Genomic DNA, 20,484 nt, shown 5'->3' with positions numbered 1-20,484 from the left:
GGCACGGCTCGGCGGCGTGTCCGAAATAGGATGGATTGGATCCGCGGTGTAGAACGGGAGATGTGACGGCCATGACGCAGAATCTCCAGCTCCACGAGGGTGTCGCCGTCCCCGCGTCGGGCAGCGGCCGGTGACGGGAACCCGGCAGGTGCGCCCCGACGCCTCCTCGCGCAGCACACTCGGCAAGGCCGCGGACGAGAACTTCCCCGTGGCCCCCTTCTTCCTGCCGCGCGCCTGGCGCGACGACCTCATGGCCGTCTACGGCTTCGCCCGACTCGTCGACGACATCGGCGACGGCGACCTCGCGCCCGGCGCCGCGGACGCCCGCCACCTCGGCGTACCGCCCGAGCGGGCCGACGACCGGCTCGCCATGCTCGACGCCTTCGAGACCGACCTCAGGCGCGTCTTCGCCCCCGTCGACGGCCCGCCCCGCCATCCGCTGCTGCGCGCCCTCGTGCCCACCGTCGAGCGGTGCGGCCTCACCCCGGAGCCGTTCCTCGGACTCGTCGCCGCCAACCGCCAGGACCAGCTCGTCGGCCGTTACGAGACCTACGACGACCTGGTCGCGTACTGCGAGCTCTCCGCCAACCCCGTCGGCCGGCTCGTCCTCGGCATCACCGGCACCGCGACGCCGGAACGGATCCGCCGCTCCGACGAGATCTGCACCGCGCTCCAGATCGTCGAGCACCTCCAGGACGTCGCCGAGGACCTGGCGCGCGACCGGATCTACCTCCCCGCCGAGGACCTGAAGCGCTTCCACGTGACCGAGGACGACCTCGCCCGGCCCACCGCCGGAGCCTCGGTGCGTGCCCTGATCGCCTTCGAGGCCGAGCGGGCCCGCGCCCTGCTCGACGCCGGCGCCCCGCTCGTCGGCAGCGTCCACGGCCGGCTGCGGCTGCTGCTCGCCGGCTTCACGGCCGGCGGGTACGCGGCGCTCGACGCGATCGCCGCCGCCGGCTTCGACGTCCTGCCCGGGCCGCCCAAGGCCGACCGACCGAGTCTGATGCGCCGGGCGGGCGCCGTCCTGCTCGCGGCGCGGAGAGAGGGGTGAGCCGCACAGTGGAGGGACAGTCGCAGCCGTCCGCGCCGGTCCAGGCCGCGTACAGCTACTGCGAGGCCGTGACCGGACAGCAGGCCCGCAACTTCGCGTACGGGATCCGGCTGCTGCCGACCGAGAAGCGGCACGCCATGTCGGCGCTCTACGCCTTCTCGCGGCGCGTCGACGACATCGGCGACGGACCGCTGGCACCCGGCGACAAGAAGGACCGGCTGGAGGCCACCCGCGCGGTCCTCGCCCGCATCCGCGCCGGCGAGGTCGAGGAGGACGACACCGATCCGGTGGCCGTCGCCCTCGCCGACGCCGCCCGCCGCTTCCCGATCCCGCTCGGCGGTCTCGACGAGCTCATCGACGGCGTCCTGATGGACGTGCGCGGCGAGACCTACGAGACCTGGGACGACCTCAAGGTCTACTGCCGCTGCGTGGCCGGAGCCATCGGCCGGCTCTCGCTGGGCGTCTTCGGCACCCAGCCGGGCGCCGCCGGAGCCGACCGCGCGGCCGAGTACGCCGACACCCTCGGCCTCGCCCTCCAGCTCACCAACATCCTGCGCGACGTCCGCGAGGACGCCGAGAACGGGCGCACCTACCTGCCGGGCGACGACCTGGCCAAGTTCGGGTGCTCCGACGGCTTCGCCTCGGACGCCCCGGCGGAGGGCGCCGACTTCGCGGGACTCGTGCACTTCGAGGTGCGGCGCGCCCGTGCGCTGTTCGCCGAGGGATACCGGCTGCTTCCGATGCTCGACCGGCGCAGCGGGGCGTGCGTGGCCGCCATGGCCGGCATCTACCGACGGCTCCTCGACCGGATCGAACGGGATCCGGAGGCCGTGCTGCGCGGCCGGGTCTCGCTGCCCGGCCGGGAGAAGGCCTACGTCGCCGTCCGCGGGCTCTCCGGGCTCGACGCGCGGCACGTTTCCCGTCGTACGGTCAGGAGGCCCGCGTGACGTACGTACCGCGTCGCACCCGTGGGTCCGCCGGGGTCCGGGGCCTCCGCGGGTGCGGGGGTGTCCGGACTGCCACCTCCCCTTCGCTTCGCTCGTGGAGGAGTCCGAAACGTCCGGACACCCCCGCCCCCGCTCCGGCCCCGCACCCCTCCCCGTCGTCGTCGGCCGCGGGCCGGCGGATCGGGACAACCCGGGGTGCCGGTCGCGCGTCCCTGATCGTGGCGTTCCGAGGGGAGACCGTATGACCGCCGATGACATCCGTGTGGCGCGTCGCGGGCCCGTGACCGGCCACGGCGGGTCGCCCGCGCACGCCGTCGTCGTCGGCGGCGGGCTCGCCGGGGTCACCTGCGCGCTCCAGCTCGCCGAGAGCGGGGTGCGCGTCACGCTGCTCGAAGGGCGGCCGCGGCTCGGCGGGCTCGCGTTCTCGTTCCGGCGCGGCGATCTGACGGTCGACAACGGGCAGCACGTCTACCTGCGGTGCTGCACCGCCTACCGGTGGTTCCTGGAGCGGATCGACGGCGCCCGCCTCGCGCCCGTACAGCCGCGGCTCGACGTGCCCGTGCTCGACGTCGGGCATCCGGGCGGACCGCGGCTCGGGCGGCTGCGGCGCAGCGCCCTGCCCGTGCCGCTGCATCTGGCGCGGAGCCTGGCCACGTATCCGCACCTCTCGCTCGCCGAGCGGGCGAGCGTCGGTCGGGCCGCCCTCGCCCTGAAGAAGCTCGACCCCGCCGACCCGGCCCTCGACGGCATCGACTTCGCGACCTGGCTCGGCCGCCACGGCCAGTCCGCGCGAGCCGTCGAGGCCCTGTGGGACCTGGTCGGGGTCGCCACACTGAACGCCGTCGCCCCGCACGCCTCCATGGGGCTGGCAGCCATGGTCTTCAAGACCGGGCTGCTCTCCGAGCCCGGTGCCGCCGACATCGGCTGGGCGCACGTGCCGCTCGGCGAACTCCACGACACCCGTGCCCGCAGGGCCCTGGACGCGCTCGGTGTCCGCACCGAGCTGCGCACCAAGGCCGAGCGGATCACCCGCGGCGACGACGGGCGCTGGACCGTGCGGGTGCCGGGGGAGACCCTGGAGGCCGACGCCGTCGTCCTCGCCGTGCCGCAGCGCGAGGCCCGCGGGCTCCTGCCCGACGGCGCCCTCGACGATCCCGACCGCCTCCTCGACATCGGCACCGCCCCCATCCTCAACCTGCACGTCGTCTACGACCGCAAGGTGCTGCGGCAGCCCTTCTTCGCCGCGCTCGGTTCACCGGTGCAGTGGGTCTTCGACCGCACCGACTCCTCCGGGCTGACGGGCGGCGGCCAGTACCTCGCCGTCTCCCAGTCCGCCGCGCAGGACGAGATCGACGAGCCCGTCGCCGCCCTGCGCGAGCGCTACCTGCCCGAGCTGGAACGGCTGCTGCCCGCCGCCCGGGGCGCCGGCGTCCGGGACTTCTTCGTCACCCGAGAGCGGACCGCCACGTTCGCCCCGACCCCTGGCGTCGGCCGGCTCCGCCCCGGCGCCCGCACCCACGCGCCCGGCCTGTACCTGGCCGGCGCCTGGACCGCCACCGGCTGGCCCGCGACCATGGAGGGTGCCGTCCGCAGCGGCTTCAGCGCCGCGGGCGCCGCACTCTCCGCCCTCGGCCGCCACTACGACCATCCGCTACAGGAGGCGGCATGAGTGTGAGTACCGGAACTAGAGGAGAGACCGTGCCGACTGCGCCCCCGGGGAATCCGGCCGTCGACACCGCGGACGTCGCCGCACTGCTGGAGCGGGGCCGCGCCCTGTCCACGCCCGTCATGCGGGCGGCCGTCGACCGCCTCGCGTCGCCCATGGACACCGTGGCCGCCTACCACTTCGGCTGGATCGACGCCCAGGGCAACCCGACCGAGGGCGACAGCGGCAAGGCCGTCCGGCCCGCGCTCGCGCTGATCTCCGCCGAGGCGGCGGGCGCCGCGCCCGAGGTCGGCATCCCCGGCGCCGTCGCCGTGGAGCTCGTCCACAACTTCTCGCTGCTCCACGACGACCTGATGGACGGCGACGAGCAGCGCCGCCACCGCGACACCGTGTGGAAGGTGCACGGCCCCGCCCAGGCCATCCTGGTCGGCGACGCCCTGTTCGCCCTCGCCAACGAGCTGCTCCTCGAGCTCGGCACCGTCGAGGCCGGCCGCGCCACCCGCCGGCTGACCACCGCCACCCGCAAGCTCATCGACGGGCAGGCCCAGGACATCAGCTACGAGCACCGCGAGCGGGTCACCGTCGAGGAGTGCCTGGAGATGGAGGGCAACAAGACCGGCGCCCTCCTCGCCTGCGCCGTCTCCATCGGCGCCGTGCTCGGCGGCGCCGACGACCGCACCGCCGACAAGCTGGAGGAGTACGGCTACCACCTGGGCCTCGCGTTCCAGGCCGTCGACGACCTCCTCGGCATCTGGGGCGACCCGGAGGCCACCGGCAAGCAGACCTGGTCCGACCTGCGCCAGCGCAAGAAGTCCCTGCCGGTAGTCGCCGCCCTCGCGGCCGGCGGCCCGGCCTCCGAGCGACTCGGCCGGCTGCTCGCCGCCGACGCGAAGAGCACCGACTTCGACACCTTCTCGGAGGAGGAGTTCGCCACCCGCGCCGCCCTCATCGAGGAGGCCGGCGGCCGGGAGTGGACCTCCCAGGAGGCCCGCCGTCAGCACGCCATCGCCATCCGTGCCCTGCACGACGTGGACCTCCCGGCCCATGTCCGGGAACAGCTCACGGCGCTGGCCGATTTCGTCGTCGTACGGAAGAGATGATCACCATCGCCCTGATATGAGTTCGCAGTCGCCGTCCGGTGCCGTCAGGCACCGGACGACGGCAGACCCGAAGAAGCAGAACGTACGCAGAAGTACACCGCCTGCACGAAGGGGAAGCCATGACAGCGACGACCGACGGGAGCGCCGGGGCCGTGGGTCCCCGGGCAGCCGCGGCCAGCGAAACGACCACCATCACCCCAGGGGACCTCGACGAGGCCGCCGCCAAGGCGGCGGAACGATCCGTCGACCACCTCCTCGGCCGGCAGGACGCCGAGGGCTGGTGGAAGGGCGACCTGGAGACCAACGTCACCATGGACGCCGAGGACCTGCTGCTCCGGCAGTTCCTGGGAATCCTCGACCCCGACACCACCCGCGCCGCCGCCCTCTTCATCCGCGGCGAACAGCGCGAGGACGGCACCTGGGCCACCTTCTACGGAGGGCCCGGCGATCTCTCCGCCACCATCGAGGCCTACGTCGCCCTGCGGCTCGCCGGAGACGCGCCCGACGCCCCGCACATGGCCCGCGCCTCCGCCTGGATCCGCGCCCGGGGCGGCATCGCCGAGGCCCGCGTCTTCACCCGGATCTGGCTCGCCCTCTTCGGCTGGTGGCGCTGGGACGACCTGCCCGAGCTGCCGCCCGAGCTGGTGTTCCTGCCCAGCTGGTTCCCGCTCAACATCTACGACTTCGGCTGCTGGGCCCGGCAGACGATCGTGCCGCTCACCGTCGTCTCCGCCAAGCGGCCGGTGCGCCCGGCCCCCTTCGCGCTGGACGAGCTGCACACCGACCCGGCCCGCCCGAACCCGGGCAAGCCCCTTGCCCCCGCGGCCAGTTGGGACGGCTTCTTCCAGCGCGTCGACAAGGGACTGCACCTCTACCGCAAGGTCGCGCCGCGCCGGCTCCGCAAGGCCGCCATGAACTTCGCCGCCCGCTGGATCGTCGAGCGGCAGGAGAACGACGGCTGCTGGGGCGGCATCCAGCCGCCCGCCGTCTACTCGGTCATCGCCCTCCACCTCCTCGGCTACGACCTCCGGCACCCCGTCATGCGGGCCGGTCTGGAGTCCCTGGACCGCTTCGCCGTGTGGCGCGAGGACGGCGCCCGCATGATCGAGGCCTGCCAGTCCCCGGTCTGGGACACCTGCCTCGCCACCATCGCGCTCGCCGACGCCGGCGTACGGCCCGACCACCCGGCACTCGTCAAGGCCGCCGACTGGATGCTGGGCGAGGAGATCGTCCGCAAGGGCGACTGGGCCGTGCGCAGGCCCCAGCTCCCGCCGGGTGGATGGGCGTTCGAGTTCCACAACGACAACTACCCCGACATCGACGACACCGCCGAGGTGATCCTCGCCCTCCGCCGGGTCAGGCACCCCGACCCGGCACGGGTGGACGCGGCCGTCGCCCGCGGCGGCCGCTGGACCGTCGGCATGCAGTCGAAGAACGGTGCCTGGGGCGCCTTCGACGCCGACAACACCAGCCCCTTCCCCAACCGGCTGCCGTTCTGCGACTTCGGCGAGGTCATCGACCCGCCCTCCGCCGACGTCACCGCCCACGTCGTCGAGATGCTCGCCCACGAGGGCCGGGCCCACCACCCGCGCACCCGCCGGGGCGTCGACTGGCTGCTCGCGGCACAGGAGACCAACGGCGCCTGGTTCGGCCGCTGGGGCGTCAACTACGTCTACGGCACCGGGTCCGTGGTCCCCGCCCTCACCGCCGCCGGGATTCCCCGCAGCCACCCGGCGATCCGGCGGGCCGTCGGCTGGCTGGAGTCCGTGCAGAACGAGGACGGCGGCTGGGGCGAGGACCTGCGCTCCTACACGGAGCCGCAGTGGATCGGCCACGGCGCCTCCACCGCCTCCCAGACCGCCTGGGCGCTGATCGCGCTGCTCGCCGCCGGCGAGCGGGAGTCCGAGGCGGTCCGGCGCGGCGTCGCCTGGCTGGTGCGGACACAACGGGAGGACGGCTCCTGGGACGAGCCGTACTTCACGGGCACCGGCTTCCCCTGGGACTTCTCCATCAACTACCACCTCTACCGCCAGGTCTTCCCGCTCACCGCGCTCGGCCGCTACGTGAACGGGGAGCCCGTCCCGCCCGGCCGGGAGGGCCGCTGATGGACAAGGAGCCGGCCGCCGGGGCCGCCGTACCGCCGCTGCTCGTCGCCTGCGCGCTCGGCATCGAGAAGCTCGCGCTGCGCAGCGGCGACCGAGGCGGAGCGCCCGCGCCCGTGACCGTGGTGCGGACCGGGATGGGCCCGGCGCACGCGCGCCAGGCGGTCTCCCGCGCCCTCGGCCGCGAGCCCTGGCAGGACGCCGCCGTCATTGCGTCCGGGTTCTGCGCGGGCCTCGCGCCCGGGATGCACCCCGGCGACCTGATCGTCGCCGAGGAGACCCGCGGCCCCGACGGCACCATCCCCTGCGTCGGCACCGGGCTCCTGGTGAAGGCGCTCGTCCGGGCGCTGCCCGGGCGCACCGTCCACACCGGCCCGCTGACCGGCTCCGACCACGTGGTCCGCGGCCCCGAGCGGGCGGCGCTGCTCGCCGGCGGGGCGATCGCCGTCGACATGGAGTCCGCCGCCACGCTGAGCACCGCCGTGGCCGCCGGACCGCGTCCGGTTGCGGCCGTACGGGTGGTCGTGGACGCTCCAGAACATGAACTGGTCCGGATCGGCACGGTGCGCGGGGGAATATCGGCCTTCCGTGTTCTTCGTGCGGTCCTTCCCGCATTCTCCGAATGGCACCGTTCTTTGCTGCTCCCCAGGAGGTGAGCGAGTTATGGCCATGCCGCTCCGTCAGTCCGTCCGGGTCGGGACCTACCTCTTCGAACAGAAGCTCCGCAAGCGGGACAAGTTCCCGCTGATCGTCGAGCTCGAGCCCTTGTTCGCCTGCAACCTCAAGTGCGAGGGCTGCGGCAAGATCCAGCACCCGGCCGGCGTCCTCAAGCAGCGGATGCCGGTCGCCCAGGCCGTCGGCGCGGTCCTGGAGTCCGGGGCGCCGATGGTCTCGATCGCCGGTGGCGAACCGTTGATGCACCCTCAGATCGACGAGATCGTGCGGCAGCTGGTGGCCAAGCGCAAGTACGTCTTCCTGTGCACCAACGCCATGCTGCTGCGCAAGAAGCTGGACGACTTCACGCCCTCGCCCTATTTCGCCTTCGCGGTGCACATCGACGGGCTGCGTGAGCGGCACGACGAATCGGTCGCGAAGGAGGGCGTGTTCGACGAGGCGGTGGCGGCGATCAAGGAGGCCAAGCGGCGCGGCTTCCGGGTCACCACCAATTCGACCTTCTTCAACACCGACACCCCTCAGACGGTCATCGAGGTGCTCAACTTCCTCAACGACGACCTCAAGGTCGACGAAATGATGATCTCGCCCGCATACGCCTACGAGAAGGCCCCCGACCAGGAGCACTTCCTCGGCGTGGAACAGACCAGGGAGCTCTTCAAGAAGGCGTTCGCGGGTGGAAACCGGCGGCGCTGGCGGCTCAACCACTCGCCGCTCTTCCTGGACTTCCTCGAAGGCAAGGCCGATTTCCCGTGCACCGCGTGGGCGATCCCGAACTACTCGCTCTTCGGGTGGCAGCGCCCCTGCTATCTGATGAGTGACGGCTACGTCCCCACGTACCGCGAGCTCATCGAGGAGACGGACTGGGACAAGTACGGCCGCGGCAAGGACCCGCGCTGCGCCAACTGCATGGCGCACTGCGGCTACGAGCCCACCGCCGTCCTCGCCACCATGGGCTCCCTCAAGGAGTCGCTGCGCGCGGTCCGCGAGACCGTCTCCGGGAACAACGGGTGAGCCGGTCATGACGGACGGGTCCGGCACCGGCGCCTTCGACCTGCGGGCCCTGCTCGCCGAGCGCGGCGGCGAGCGCTACGAGCTGCACGCCCGCCACCTCAACCACCAGCTCCCGCGGATGCTCCACACCATCGGCTTCGACAAGGTCTACGTGCGGGCCGAGGGCGCCCACTTCTGGGACGCCGACGGCAACGACCACCTCGACATGCTCGCCGGCTTCGGCGTCATGGGCCTCGGCCGGCACCACCCCGTCGTCCGGCAGGCCCTGCACGACGTCCTCGACGCCCAGCTCGCCGATCTCACCCGCTTCGACTGCCAGCCGCTGCCCGGACTCCTCGCCGAGAAGCTCCTCGCACACAGCCCGCACCTCGACCGGGTCTTCTTCGGCAACAGCGGCACGGAGGCCGTCGAGACCGCGCTCAAGTTCGCCCGGTACGCCACGGGCCGGGCGAGGATCGTCTACTGCTCCCACGCCTTCCACGGCCTCACGACGGGCTCGCTCTCCGTCAACGGCGAGAACGGCTTCCGGGACGGCTTCGGCCCGCTCCTTCCCGACACGGCGATCGGGCTGGGCGACCTGGAGGCGCTGGAGGGGGAGCTGCGCAAGGGCGACGTGGCCGGCTTCGTCGTCGAGCCGATCCAGGGCAAGGGCGTCCACGAGGCCCCGCCGGGCTTCCTGCGGGCCGCCCAGGAGCTCCTGCACCGGCACGGGGCCCTGCTCATCGCGGACGAGGTGCAGACGGGCCTCGGCAGGACGGGCGACTTCTACGCCTACCAGTACGAGGACGGCGTCGAGCCGGACCTGGTCTGCGTCGCCAAGGCGCTCTCCGGCGGCTACGTGCCGGTCGGCGCCACGCTCGGCAAGGACTGGATCTTCAAGAAGGTCTACTCGTCGATGGACCGGGTGCTGGTCCACTCGGCGAGCTTCGGCTCCAACGCCCAGGCCATGGCGGCCGGGCTCGCGGTGCTCTCGGTGATGGAGTCCGAGGGCACGGTGGCGCACGTCCGCCGGGTCGGCGACCTGCTCGCGACCCGGCTGCGCGAGCTCGTTCCGCGCTACGAGCTCCTCAAGGAGATCCGCGGCCGGGGCCTGATGATCGGCATCGAGTTCGGCCGGCCGTCCTCGCTGGGCCTGCGCAGCCGCTGGACGATGCTCCAGGCGGCCCGCAAGGGGCTCTTCGCCCAGATGGTCGTGGTACCGCTGCTGCAGCGGCACCACATCCTGACCCAGGTGTCCGGGGACCATCTGGAGGTGATCAAGCTGATCCCGCCGCTGGTCGTCGACGAGGCGGACGTCGACCGCTTCGTGACCGCCTTCACGGCCGTGATGGACGACGCGCACGGCGGCGGCGGACTGATGTGGGACTTCGGGAAGACGCTGGTCAAGCAGGCCGTCGCCCAGCGCTGATCGAAACCGGCCCAGGGTTTTTGCCTCTGGGGCAAGAAAGTTGCCCCAGAGGAAAGATCCTGGCGGAATGGAGGCATGGACCACGTCCCCGGGACGCAGTTCCCGGCCTCCGCCTCCTCCGACGTCCTGCCGGACGTCGCCCCCCAGCTGCGCGGACTGCGCCGCCGGCGCGGGCTCACCCTGGAGGCCGCCGCCCAGCGGGCCGGCCTCTCCCCGGCGCACCTCTCGCGCCTGGAGACGGGCAACCGGCAGCCCTCGCTGCCCATGCTGCTCGCGCTCGCCCGCATCTACGGTACGACGGTCTCCGAGCTGCTCGGCGAGGTTCCGCCCGAACGCGACCCGGTGATCCGGGGCGGGAAGGCCGAGGCCGTCGAGGCCGACGGCTGGATCTACCGCCCCGCCGGAGGCGCGGGCCGCGCCATGCAGGCGCTGCGCGTCCACGTGCCGTACGCCACCAGCGCCGACATCGTGCGGGTCCACCCTGGCGAGGAGTGGATCCACGTCCTCGACGGCCGGGTCAGGCTCGCGCTCGGTGACGCCGTGCACGTGCTCGACCCGGGGGACAGCGCGCACTTCGACTCGCTCACCCCGCACCGCATCGGCGCCGCCACCCGCGGCGGCGCCGAGCTGCTGTTCGTCCACACGCTGATGCAGAGTCCCGCCGCCGAGCTGTGCCTCGGCGACGGCACTCCGCACCGCCGCTGACCCTCAGAGAGGATCGACATGTCCGACAAATCCGTACCGGTCACCGGCGAGGAGCGCGGTGGCGGCAAGTTCCCCAAGGGCCTGGTGCTCCGGCTCTTCGCCTACCTGGTCGCCGGCCACCTCTTCGCCGCGTTCCTCTACCTGCTGTTCGCCCTGGGCGCGCAGAACCAGTAGGGGAGCCTCCTCAGGGGGCTACGCGCCGGTGAGCAGCCGCTCGCGCAGCCGCTCGCGGGTCTCCGGGGCGAGCCGCAGGCCCTCCGTCAGGTAGGCGTCGACGGAGCCCCAGGTCTCCTCGATGGCGTCGAAGGCGGCCCGCAGATACTCCACCCGCGCGTCGAAGAGCGGGCTCAGCAGCTCCATCACGTCGGGCGACATCGCGTCCGGAGCGGTGGAGCTGCGCTGCACCTTGTAGCGGCGGTGCGGGGCGTTGGACTTCAGGTAGTCCTCCTCGATCGCCTCGCGCTCCACGCCGACCGCGAGCAGCGAGATCGCGATCGCCAGCCCGGCCCGGTCCTTGCCGGCCGCGCAGTGCATCAGGGCGGGGACGCTGTCCTCGGCCATCGCGTGCAGGATCCGGCTGTGCTCGGCGGTCTTCCCGACGACCATCTTCCGGTACGAATCGGACATCCGGGCGGCGGCCTTGCCGTCGCCGAGCAGCTCGCGCAGCTGGACCACGTCCCCGTTGCGGACCAGCTTCCAGAACTCCTTGCCGTCGGCGGGGTCGCTCAGGGGTATGTTCACGTTCCGCACGCCGGGGAGGTCGACGTCCGGGCCCTCGATGCTCCGGTCCGCCTCGTTGCGGAAGTCGAAGACGGTGTGGAGGTCCAGGGTGGCGAGGAACTCCGCGTCCTCGGTCGTGGCGTGCGCCAGGTGGCCGCTGCGGAAGAGTCGCCCGGGGCGCACGGACAGGCCGTCCACGGTCGGCAGTCCGCCCAGGTCGCGGAAGTTGCGTACGCCGGTGAGCTCGGGCTCGGTCGTCGCTTGCGTCACGGTTGCTCCTGCTCTCGAGATCGGTTCCTGGGGCAATCATCATGGCTGGAACGCTCCGCCCACACCCCATCGGGATGGAATGCGCGATCTGTCCGAATTGACTGATTGGACATAAGGCGCCCTGGTTGCAGGGGAGATGGGCTCCGGGGCGTGAGGAGCGTCATACACGTGACGGACCGTGGCTGATCGTCTTTTTCAAATTCCCTTGGGCAAAGGGAAATCGAAGGGGCGTCATCGACGGAGGGTGACCGGAATTCCGGTCGGAATTCACGCGGCAAACGAATCCGTGGAACCTGTGGCTTGTTCCTGTCGTCTCCGCTCGTCTAGCGTCGCGCTCACTCCGGACGGACCGCCTCATCCTGCCGCCGACCGGAATCCGCACCCACCCGTACACGGCAGGAGCGGGGGACCCAGGTAAGACGCCGATCCCTCCGAAGGACGGCTTGGGGTGAAGCCGCGCGACCACGCGGCCGGACATCTCCAGTCCGAACCCGACAGCTCACCTCGCAGGCGACGGAGAGGAATTCGCCATGCCCGCGAAGGGTAAGCACCGCCGCCCCAAGGCCAACCCGATCACCCGCGGGTTCGTGGCCGCCGGCACCGGAGGCGCCGTCGTCGCCCTCCCGCTGATCGGCGCCACCGGCGCGCACGCCGCCGAGCAGGCCGCCCCCGCCGCTCCGCAGCAGGCCGTCGCCGCCGCTGCCCCCGCCGTCGCGACCCCCGCCAAGGCCCCGGCCAAGGCGAAGACGTACACCGTCGTGCGCGGCGACTACCTGTCGAAGATCGCCACCGAGCACCACCTCGCCGGCGGCTGGCAGAAGCTCTACCGCGACAACCGCCAGGTCGTCGGCGACAACCCCTCGCTGATCCTCCCCGGCATGAAGCTCACCCTCGGCGCCAAGAACACCGCCAAGGCCACGCCCGCTCCCAAGGCCGCCGCGCCGAAGGCCGCCGCCCCCAAGAGCTCCGCCAAGAACGGCGACGACGCGCCCACCCGCGCCTCCCGGGGCAGCGAGCGCGCCTCGGCCCCGGCCGCCGTCTCCTCCTCGGACTCGGCGTCCTCCTCCTCGTCGTCCTCGTCCGCCGGCTCCTCGTCGGCCGGTGCGGCCAGCTCCTCCGGCTGGGTCGCCCCCGTCGGCGGCGGCATCTCCACCCCGTACCGGGCCTCCGGCTCCATGTGGTCCTCCGGCTACCACACCGGTGTCGACTTCATCGCCTCCTCCGGCACCTCCGTCCGCGCGGTCGGCCCCGGCACCGTCTACTCCGCCGGCTGGAGCGGCGCCTACGGCAACGAGGTCGTCATCCAGCACGCCGACGGCACGTACTCCCAGTACGCCCACCTCTCCTCGCTGTCCGTCTCCGCCGGCCAGTCCGTGAGCGGCGGCCAGCAGATCGGCCTCTCCGGCTCGACCGGCAACTCCACCGGCCCGCACCTCCACTTCGAGATCCGCACCGGCCCGAGCTACGGCTCCGACATCGACCCGCTGGCCTACCTGCGCCAGCACGGCGTGGGCATCTGACCTCACGTCAGCACCGGCCTCACCGGACGGCGCCCCGGAGGCCCGGCACACCCGTGCCGGGCCTCCGGCGTATTCCGGCTTGGTGGAATCTTTATCGGTGGCATATGTCACCCACCGTCAACCCCTCCTTACGGTCGCGTAGGTCACATCCCGAGGGGAAAGATGTGCTCCCGTGGCAGACGATTCGAGATCAACAGACAAGAACGCATTCGGGTCGTACGCGGCGATCGGTGACAGCTTCACCGAGGGCGTCGGAGACCCCGGGCCCGACGGGACGTTCGTCGGCTGGGCGGACCGGTTCGCGGTCCTGCTGGCCGACGAACTGCCGGAGCACGAGGACTTCCGGTACGCCAATCTCGCCGTACGGGGGCGCCTTCTCGACCAGATCGTCATGGAGCAGGTCCCGCGGGCGAAGGAACTCGCCCCGGACCTCGTGACCTTCTGCGCGGGCGGAAACGACATCATCCGCCCCGGCACCGACCCGGACGACGTCGCCGAGCGCTTCGAGCGCGCGGTGGCTGACCTCACCTCCGCCGTCGGCACTGTCATGGTGACCACCGGCTTCGACACGCGCGACGTGCCCCTCCTCAAGCACCTGAGGGGCAAGATCGCCACGTACAACGGGCACGTCCGGGCCATCGCCGACCGGTACGGCTGCCCCGTGCTCGACCTGTGGTCGCTGAAGTCCGTCCAGGACCGCCGCGCCTGGGACGAGGACCGGCTGCACCTGTCACCCGAGGGCCACACCCGGGTCGCGCTGCGCGCCGCCCAGGTCCTCGGCAGGCGCGTACCGGCCGACCCGGAGCAGCCGTGGCCGCCGCAGCCGCCGCGCGGCACGCTGGAGGTCCGCAAGGACGACATCCACTGGGCCAGGGAGTACCTGGTGCCGTGGATCGGGCGCCGGCTCCGCGGCGAGAGCTCCGGCGACCACGTCGAGGCCAAGCGCCCCGACCTCATGCCGCTCTAGGGAGCGGGGCCGGGATTCCGGCCGAGGGCGCGCTCGCGCGTCGACGCGGTGAAGGAGGCCGAGGGTGGCGGTGCGACCCTCGGCCTCCTCTTCTGTGCGGTGCCGGGCGGGGTGAGGAGCTGAAGGCCGGGGTGAGGTGCTGAGGGCCGGGGTGTGCGTGTCCGGTCCGAAATGTGATGACTTGTCTGATAATCATCATTCGTGTACGTCCGTCGCATCCTCACGGCTCTGTTGCTCGCCACCGCCGCGCTGTGCGCCACGGTCCCTCCGGCGGCCGGAGCGGACACCGGCCGGGGAGGCGGCGCGGCCGCCGGAGGGGGCACCGCCTCCGCGCCGCGTGCCGCGCCCCCGACCTCCTTCACCATCGCCGGCCTCGACCTCCACGACGCCCAGATCGCCAGGTTCGGCGACACCTACTACATGTACGGCTCGATGTACGGCTGCGGCTTCGAGTGGTACGTCAAGCCCACGCCCTGGTGCGGCTTCGGCGTCTCCACGGCCTCCAGGCCGCAAGGGCCGTGGACACCGCCCAGGCTGCTGTTCGACCCGACGACCGTCGACCCCTGGACCGACAACTCCTGGCAGGACACCTGCGGCGCCTCCGGGCAGGGCTGCTTCAACCCGCGGATGATCCGCCGCAGCGGCTGGGGCCGCGACGACGGGGCCTTCGTCCTCTGGTTCAACAGCCCCCGGCACTACTCCCTCGACGGGACCCACGCCTACAACGCGATGGGCTGCGCCTCCGCCGCGGGACCGTGCGGGCCCGCACCCGTCACCGGCGGCTTCTACCGCAAGCCCACCCTCTCCGTCTGCAAGGGCAACGGCGACTTCGGCATCATCGACTCCGGCACCCCGGGCGGCCACCCCGCGATCGTCTGCACGCTCCCGGGCAGCGCACAGCTCAACATCGAGGAGCTCGACGCGTGGGGGAGCGGCGGCACCGGCGTCGGCGTGCGCAAGGTCGCCGGGCTCAAGAAGATCGAGGGGCCGGGAGGTTACTGGGATCCGGTGCAGCGGCTCTACGTGCTCACCTACGCCGATCCCGCCTGCGGCTACTGCACCGGCACCCCGATCGGCTACGCCACCGCGCCCTCGCTCTACTCCGGCTGGGCCGCGCCCGACAACCTCGGCTGGAACGCGCCCGCGTTCGGACGGCGCATCTTCAACGGCAACAGCTGCGGCGGACAGCCGCGGACCGTGACCGTCCTCGACGGCCAGCCGTGGCAGATCATCGACCTGTGGCTCGGCACCCGCAACGAGGCCGCGGCCACCACTCACCTCGTCCCGCTCACCTACACGCCCACACCGGGCATCGCGGGCGACGGCCGGCTCTGGCGCCCACCGCTCAGGCTCGACTGCTGAAGCCCGCGGCCCTGGTACGGAGAGGTGAAGGAGAGGGCCGTCCAGGAGTGGCGCGGCGGCTCGACGGGCGGCGGCTGGTGGGATGTCCGCGCCGGATGACCACCGGCAACCACCGCCGAAGGGACCGCCCATGACGCCGCGTCACACAGACCACCACCCCGGAGCCCTCCCCGACGCCCGCCCCGACGCCCGTTTCCAGGGGCACACCGGATGGCGCGCCGACGCCGTGACCGGCCGCCGGTCCGCGGGCAAGCGGCCCGGAGGCCGCTTCCGTGCGCTCGCCGTCGGCGCCGTGGCCGGTGCCGCTCTCGGCGGAGTCCTCCTCGGCGCCGCCGCTCCCGCCCTCGCCGCCGCGCCGGGCACCACGGTGTCCGAGGCCGCCGCCGCACGGGCTCCGCAGCCGACCACCGTCACGGTCAGCGGCAGCGGGCGGGCCGCCGCGGCACCCGACCTCGCGGCGCTCTCGGTCGGTGTCGAGGCGACCCGCAAGACCGCGAAGGAGGCCCTGGCCGCCCAGAGCGCGGCGGCGAAGGCGCTGGTCGAAGCGCTGCACGCGCAGGGCATCGCCGAGCGCGACATCCGCACCGAGAGCCTCTCCCTGTCGCCGGTCTACACCCAGTCCCCGGAGGGCGAGAGCAAGGTCACGGGCTACCAGGCCGGGCAGACCTTCTCCGTGAAGGTCCGCGACATCGACCGGACCGGCCAGATCATCGGCGCCGTGAACGAGGCCACCGGTGACGCGGGCCGGATCAACGGCGTCGTCTTCGACGTGGCCGACCCCACCAGACTCCGCGCCAAGGCCCGCGAGGCCGCCTACCGCGACGCCCATGACAAGGCCGCGCAGCACGCCCGGCTGAGCGGCCACAGGCTGGGCCGGCTGGTCTCGCTCACCGAGGGCGAGAGCAGCCGCCCCGGCCCCGGCGCCGTCCCGAGCGCACCCGCCGACGGCGGCGAGGGCGTACCGCTCGCGCCGGGCGAGATCGAGGAGCACGTGACGGTCACGGCCGTGTTCGAGCTGGTCTGAGCCCGGCACCGACGTCGGGAGGGTCCGGAGGCGCGGGGGCCGGGGGCGCGGGGGCCGGCGGGCTCGGCGGAGCCGTCACTCCGTCGGCGGTGCCGGATCCGGCGCGCTCGCCGGGTCCGTACCGGGGAGGCCGAGTTCCCGGGCCAGGGCCGCGTCCGCCCAGGTCAGCATCGTGGTGCGCGAGAGCGAGCCGGCGTACGAGGTCATCTGGACGGCCAGGCCGTCCAGGAAGGCGGTGAGACGCCAGGCCGCGGCGGCCGGGTCCGGGCAGGGGAACTCGCCGGCCTCCACGCCCTCGGCGATCACCGAGGCCAGCGCCGTCTTCCACGCCTGGTCCAGGGAGCCGGCGACCTCGCGCAGCGCCGGATCGCGGAGCGCGGCCGCCCAGCTCTCGATCCACAGCCGCCAGCCCTTGGCCTGCCCGGTCGGGGCGTACCAGCGGACCGCGGCCCGCAGCCGCCGCACCGCCGAGGTCCGGCGCCCCAGCAGGCCGCGCAGTCGGGCCAGGTCCTCCTCGGCCGCGCGCGCGAACGCGGCCGAGACCAGCTGCTCCTTGGTCGCGAAGTGGTACAGGACCAGCGCGTTGCTCACGCCGAGCTCCTGGGCCACGTCGGAGATCCGCAGCGCCGCCACACCGCGGACCTCGATCTGGGCCACGGCCGCCCGCAGCAGGGCCTCCCGCCGCTCGGCCACGCTCAACCGCTCTCTCGCCACGGCCCGACCCTACACAGCACATGACAAAGACATGATCGCCCCGGCGCCTTGCCCGGCGGGCCGCCCATAATGAAGGGACCCCCGACCTCAGGAGGCCCTGTGACCGGCACCGGCTCCGACCACGCGCTGCGGGCACGCCTGCGCGCCCTGCGCCCCGCGGCCTTCGGCGCCGACCCGACGGGAGCACGACTGGAGCGCATCCGCCGCTCCCCGAACTTCGCCGACGGGGTCTTCCAGAACCCCGAGCAGGCCAGCCACCGGCCGTCCGGCTCGACCGTCGAGTTCGCCAAGGTCTACTTCGAGAAGGAGGCACGGGCGCGCCGGGCCCCGACGGGCACGATTCCCGTGCACCCCACCACCGTCGCCGACCTGGCCCGGCCGCCGGCCACCGGACTGCGCCTCACCTGGATGGGTCACTCCAGCGTCCTCGCCGAGATCGACGGCCGCCGGGTGCTCTTCGACCCGGTCTGGGGCGACCGCTGTTCGCCCTTCGCCTTCGTGGGCCCCAAGCGCCTGCACCCCGTGCCCGCGCCGCCGGCCGCGCTCGGCCCGGTGGACGTCGTGGTCATCTCCCACGACCACTACGACCACCTGGACCTGCCGACGATCAAGGCACTGGCGACCACCGACACCCTCTTCGCCGTCCCGCTCGGCGTCGGCGCCCACCTGGAGCGCTGGGGCGTGCCCGCCTCGCGGCTGCGGGAACTGGACTGGACGGAGTCCACCGAGGTCGGCGACCTGCGGCTGACCGCCACCCCGGCACGCCACTTCTGCGGCCGCGGGCTGCGCAACCAGCAGCACACGCTCTGGGCCTCCTGGGCCGTGGAGGGCCCGGACCACCGGATCTACCACAGCGGCGACACGGGCTACTTCTCCGGCTTCAAGGACATCGGCGCCGCCCACGGCCCGTTCGACGCCACCATGATCCAGATCGGCGCGTATTCGGAGTACTGGCCCGACATCCACATGACGCCCGCCGAGGGGCTGCGCGCCCACCTCGACCTCCAGGGCGGCGCCCCGCACGGCGTACTGCTGCCGATCCACTGGGGCACCTTCAACCTGGCTCCGCACGCCTGGGCGGAACCGGGGGAGTGGACGAAGTACGAGGCGGAGGAGGCCGGCCAGGCGGTGGCTTTCCCTCGTCCCGGCGAGCCGTTCGAGCCCGCGGGGAAGCTGCCGTCCGACGCCTGGTGGCGGAGGGTGTCCCATGCGATCGCGGAGCCGTGGCGCCGGCCCCGGCCGGTCGAGGTTCCTGCCGAGGCACCCAGGCCCGATCTCGACCTCGCGGGCGAGCGGTGACGGTCCGTTCGGCCTTGGTGCCGGGTGGGGGCGGGAGTATCCTGGAAATTGGCCTGCAGGGCGAGCGAGGGAGTTCGACCGGATGGCCCCGAGCGACGGGCGGAGGCTCCGCGCGGGGCGTTTTTCGGCGGTCGGGCTGAGAGGCTGGAAGGTCTGTGAGACCGGAAGGCGACCTCCATCACCTGATCCGGACAATGCCGGCGAAGGGAGCCCACCTTGCAGGTTTTGGTCTGCCCGCACGGCATTACTGCGAGTCGCGATCAGTGACGGGACGGCGACGAGGGACGCGAAGCGTCCGAAGGACCTCGCGGAGCGCGCGTGAATGCCGCTTCGGCCATGGCCGGCACATGAAGAGCGGCGGACGCGCCGTCCACCCTTAGAACGTCTGCCACCACCCGGCTCGCCCCGCAGTACGCGGGAACGTCCGCCGTGCGGTGCGCTGTGCAGACGATCACGCGGAAGTCCTTCCGTCGGTCACCGAGCACGGGTGTGCGGGTCTCCGGTGCCTGCGCTCCGGGCGAGGCCGGTAGGGTGCGCGGTCATCAGGCCGATCAGAGGACCCAGCACGTGACGACCATCCAGCACAGCGGGGCGGGCAGACGGCAGGCCCGGCGCCGTATCCGCCCCAGACGTTCCCCCGCCGTACCCCTGATCGTCCTCGCCTGGGCCGCCGCGGCCGCCGTGGTCTGGCTGTGGTGGCGCAACACGCCGGCCGTGCTCGCCGACTCCGGGGACCGGCTGATCCACGCGGGGCGGATCACCGGCCTCCTCGCCGGATACGTGATCGCCCTGGTCGTGCTGCAGATGGCGCGGGTTCCGGCCCTGGAGCGGCGGGTCGGGTCGGACCGGGTCTCGCGGTGGCACGCCACGAGCGGACGGTACGCGCTCTCCCTCACCCTGGCCCACGTGCTGCTGACCGCGTACGGGTACGCGCTGCAGGGCCGGATCGGCGTGGTGGAGCAGACCGTGTCCCTGGTGACCGAGTACCCGGAGACGGGCAAGGCGGCGATCGGCACGGTGCTCCTGCTGGTCGTGGGACTCTTCTCGGCGGGCACCGTACGGCGCAGGACGCGCTACGAGGTCTGGTACTACCTCCATCTGCTCACCTACCTCGCGGTGTACCTCGCCTTCTGGCACCAGCTGGCCACAGGAGCGGAGTTCGTCGCCGACCGGGCCGCCCGCGTGGTCTGGTACGCGCTGTACGGGGCGGTCGGCGCGCTGCTCCTCTGGTACCGGGTGCTGACTCCCGTACGGCTCAACCTGGTCCACCGCATGCGGGTGGAGGCGGTGGTGGCCGAGGCCCCGGGCGTGGTGTCCGTCCTCATCCGCGGGCGCCGGCTGCACCGTCTGGGGGCGGAGGCGGGGCAGTTCTTCCGCTGGCGGTTCCTCACGAAGGGGCTGCGCTGGACGGCGAACCCGTACTCGCTCTCCGCGCCGCCCCGGCCCGACCTGCTGCGGATCACGGTCAAGGCGGTCGGCGGGCACAGCGCGGCCCTCGCCGGGCTGCGCCCGGGGACCCGCGTGTGGGCCGAGGGGCCGTACGGGTCGCTGACCGCCGCCCGCCGCAGCCGCGGCAAGGTGCTGCTGATCGCGGGAGGCGCGGGGATCACCCCGCTGCGCGCGCTCTTCGAGACCCTGCCGGGGGCGGGCAGGGACCTGACGCTGCTCTACCGGGCGCGCACCGCGGAGGACCTCGCGCTGCGGGAGGAGCTGGAGGCGATCGCGGACGACCGGGGGGCGCAGCTCCTGTACGTGGTCAACGGGCCGGACGGCAGGCGGCGGGAGATCAGCGCCGGGTTGCTGCGCCGGATCCTGCCGGACATCGCCCGCCACGACGTGTATGTGTGCGGGCCGCGGGGGCTCGCCGAGGAGTCGTACGCCGCCCTGCGGGAGGCGGGCGTGCCCGACCGGCGGATCCACCACGAGTCGTTCGCCTTCTGAGC

The 20,484-nt window shown here is 72.9% G+C and carries 18 protein-coding genes and 1 riboswitch; of the genes, 16 read left to right on the top strand and 2 right to left on the bottom strand.

Going from position 1 to position 20,484, the window contains the following annotated elements; all coding sequences use genetic code 11:
• The first annotated feature begins 130 nt into the window (after positions 1-130).
• The 10 genes from hpnC (at position 131) to ACFWJO_RS00635 (ending at position 10,839) form a co-directional block, all read left to right on the top strand.
• Positions 131-1,051, top strand: coding sequence for a squalene synthase HpnC (gene hpnC, locus ACFWJO_RS00680; RefSeq protein WP_386862655.1), 921 nt, complete (start codon positions 131-133; stop codon positions 1,049-1,051).
• The gene (hpnD, locus tag ACFWJO_RS00675) at positions 1,048-1,998 is read left to right on the top strand and encodes a presqualene diphosphate synthase HpnD (protein WP_386862654.1); all 951 of its coding nucleotides are present in this window, start codon (positions 1,048-1,050) and stop codon (positions 1,996-1,998) included. Before hpnC ends, hpnD begins: the two co-directional genes overlap by 4 nt.
• 241 nt (positions 1,999-2,239) lie before the next feature.
• Positions 2,240-3,667 (top strand): hydroxysqualene dehydroxylase HpnE, encoded by a 1,428-nt coding sequence (hpnE, locus tag ACFWJO_RS00670; protein WP_386862653.1) that lies wholly within the window; start codon positions 2,240-2,242, stop codon positions 3,665-3,667.
• The gene (locus tag ACFWJO_RS00665; protein ID WP_386862652.1) at positions 3,664-4,764 is read left to right on the top strand and encodes a polyprenyl synthetase family protein; all 1,101 of its coding nucleotides are present in this window, start codon (positions 3,664-3,666) and stop codon (positions 4,762-4,764) included. Before hpnE ends, ACFWJO_RS00665 begins: the two co-directional genes overlap by 4 nt.
• Before the next feature lie 119 nt (positions 4,765-4,883).
• On the top strand, positions 4,884-6,869 hold the full coding sequence (gene shc, locus ACFWJO_RS00660) for a squalene--hopene cyclase (protein ID WP_386862651.1): 1,986 nt from the start codon (positions 4,884-4,886) through the stop codon (positions 6,867-6,869).
• Entirely contained in the window at positions 6,869-7,522 is a 654-nt protein-coding gene (locus ACFWJO_RS00655) for a 1-hydroxy-2-methyl-2-butenyl 4-diphosphate reductase (protein ID WP_384410869.1), read from the top strand. The genes shc and ACFWJO_RS00655 overlap by 1 nt, the downstream gene beginning before the upstream one ends.
• A gap of 7 nt (positions 7,523-7,529) precedes the next feature.
• Positions 7,530-8,552, top strand: a complete 1,023-nt coding sequence (gene hpnH / locus ACFWJO_RS00650; RefSeq protein ID WP_386862650.1) for an adenosyl-hopene transferase HpnH — start codon at positions 7,530-7,532, stop codon at positions 8,550-8,552.
• A 7-nt stretch (positions 8,553-8,559) separates the two neighbouring features.
• Positions 8,560-9,960 carry an aspartate aminotransferase family protein gene (locus ACFWJO_RS00645; protein ID WP_386862649.1) on the top strand — a complete coding sequence of 467 codons (1,401 nt, stop codon included), beginning with the start codon at positions 8,560-8,562 and terminating at the stop codon, positions 9,958-9,960.
• 75 nt (positions 9,961-10,035) lie between these two features.
• On the top strand, positions 10,036-10,665 hold the full coding sequence (locus tag ACFWJO_RS00640) for a helix-turn-helix domain-containing protein (protein WP_386862648.1): 630 nt from the start codon (positions 10,036-10,038) through the stop codon (positions 10,663-10,665).
• 18 nt (positions 10,666-10,683) lie between these two features.
• Positions 10,684-10,839, top strand: a complete 156-nt coding sequence (locus tag ACFWJO_RS00635) for a DUF6126 family protein (protein WP_384410880.1) — start codon at positions 10,684-10,686, stop codon at positions 10,837-10,839.
• An 18-nt stretch (positions 10,840-10,857) separates the two neighbouring features.
• Here ACFWJO_RS00635 and ACFWJO_RS00630 read toward each other — a convergent pair whose 3' ends face one another.
• Positions 10,858-11,655 carry a tyrosine-protein phosphatase gene (locus tag ACFWJO_RS00630; protein ID WP_386862647.1) on the bottom strand — a complete coding sequence of 266 codons (798 nt, stop codon included), beginning with the start codon at positions 11,653-11,655 and terminating at the stop codon, positions 10,858-10,860.
• A 373-nt stretch (positions 11,656-12,028) separates the two neighbouring features.
• Positions 12,029-12,181: riboswitch (cyclic di-AMP (ydaO/yuaA leader) on the top strand.
• 4 nt (positions 12,182-12,185) lie between these two features.
• Between ACFWJO_RS00630 and ACFWJO_RS00625 the strand changes: the two genes are divergently transcribed.
• The 4 genes from ACFWJO_RS00625 to ACFWJO_RS00610 all read left to right on the top strand — a co-directional run bounded on the left by ACFWJO_RS00625 (position 12,186) and on the right by ACFWJO_RS00610 (position 16,528).
• Positions 12,186-13,175 (top strand): peptidoglycan DD-metalloendopeptidase family protein, encoded by a 990-nt coding sequence (locus ACFWJO_RS00625; RefSeq protein ID WP_386862646.1) that lies wholly within the window; start codon positions 12,186-12,188, stop codon positions 13,173-13,175.
• A 172-nt stretch (positions 13,176-13,347) separates the two neighbouring features.
• Positions 13,348-14,142, top strand: a complete 795-nt coding sequence (locus tag ACFWJO_RS00620; protein WP_384410889.1) for an SGNH/GDSL hydrolase family protein — start codon at positions 13,348-13,350, stop codon at positions 14,140-14,142.
• Positions 14,143-14,343: 201 nt separating this feature from the next.
• The gene (locus tag ACFWJO_RS00615) at positions 14,344-15,504 is read left to right on the top strand and encodes a hypothetical protein (RefSeq protein WP_386862645.1); all 1,161 of its coding nucleotides are present in this window, start codon (positions 14,344-14,346) and stop codon (positions 15,502-15,504) included.
• A gap of 130 nt (positions 15,505-15,634) precedes the next feature.
• A complete protein-coding gene (locus ACFWJO_RS00610) occupies positions 15,635-16,528 on the top strand; it encodes an SIMPL domain-containing protein (protein ID WP_386862644.1) in 894 nt (297 codons plus the stop codon).
• A 75-nt stretch (positions 16,529-16,603) separates the two neighbouring features.
• On the opposite strand, the gene ACFWJO_RS00605 is transcribed toward ACFWJO_RS00610, so the two are convergent.
• Positions 16,604-17,242 (bottom strand): TetR/AcrR family transcriptional regulator, encoded by a 639-nt coding sequence (locus ACFWJO_RS00605; RefSeq protein WP_386862643.1) that lies wholly within the window; start codon positions 17,240-17,242, stop codon positions 16,604-16,606.
• 99 nt (positions 17,243-17,341) lie between these two features.
• On the opposite strand from ACFWJO_RS00605, the gene ACFWJO_RS00600 reads away from it, so the two are divergent.
• Complete coding sequence (locus ACFWJO_RS00600; RefSeq protein WP_386862642.1) at positions 17,342-18,541, top strand: MBL fold metallo-hydrolase; 1,200 nt, start codon at positions 17,342-17,344, stop codon at positions 18,539-18,541.
• Between the two features lie 567 nt (positions 18,542-19,108).
• The gene (locus tag ACFWJO_RS00595) at positions 19,109-20,482 is read left to right on the top strand and encodes a ferric reductase-like transmembrane domain-containing protein (protein WP_386862641.1); all 1,374 of its coding nucleotides are present in this window, start codon (positions 19,109-19,111) and stop codon (positions 20,480-20,482) included.
• Positions 20,483-20,484: the final 2 nt, after the last annotated feature.

Source organism: Streptomyces sp. NPDC127092, from assembly GCF_042722475.1.
Taxonomy (GTDB): domain Bacteria; phylum Actinomycetota; class Actinomycetes; order Streptomycetales; family Streptomycetaceae; genus Streptomyces.
The sequence above is the reverse complement of the archived record's forward strand: the minus strand, read 5'-3'. Positions and strand labels throughout refer to the sequence as shown.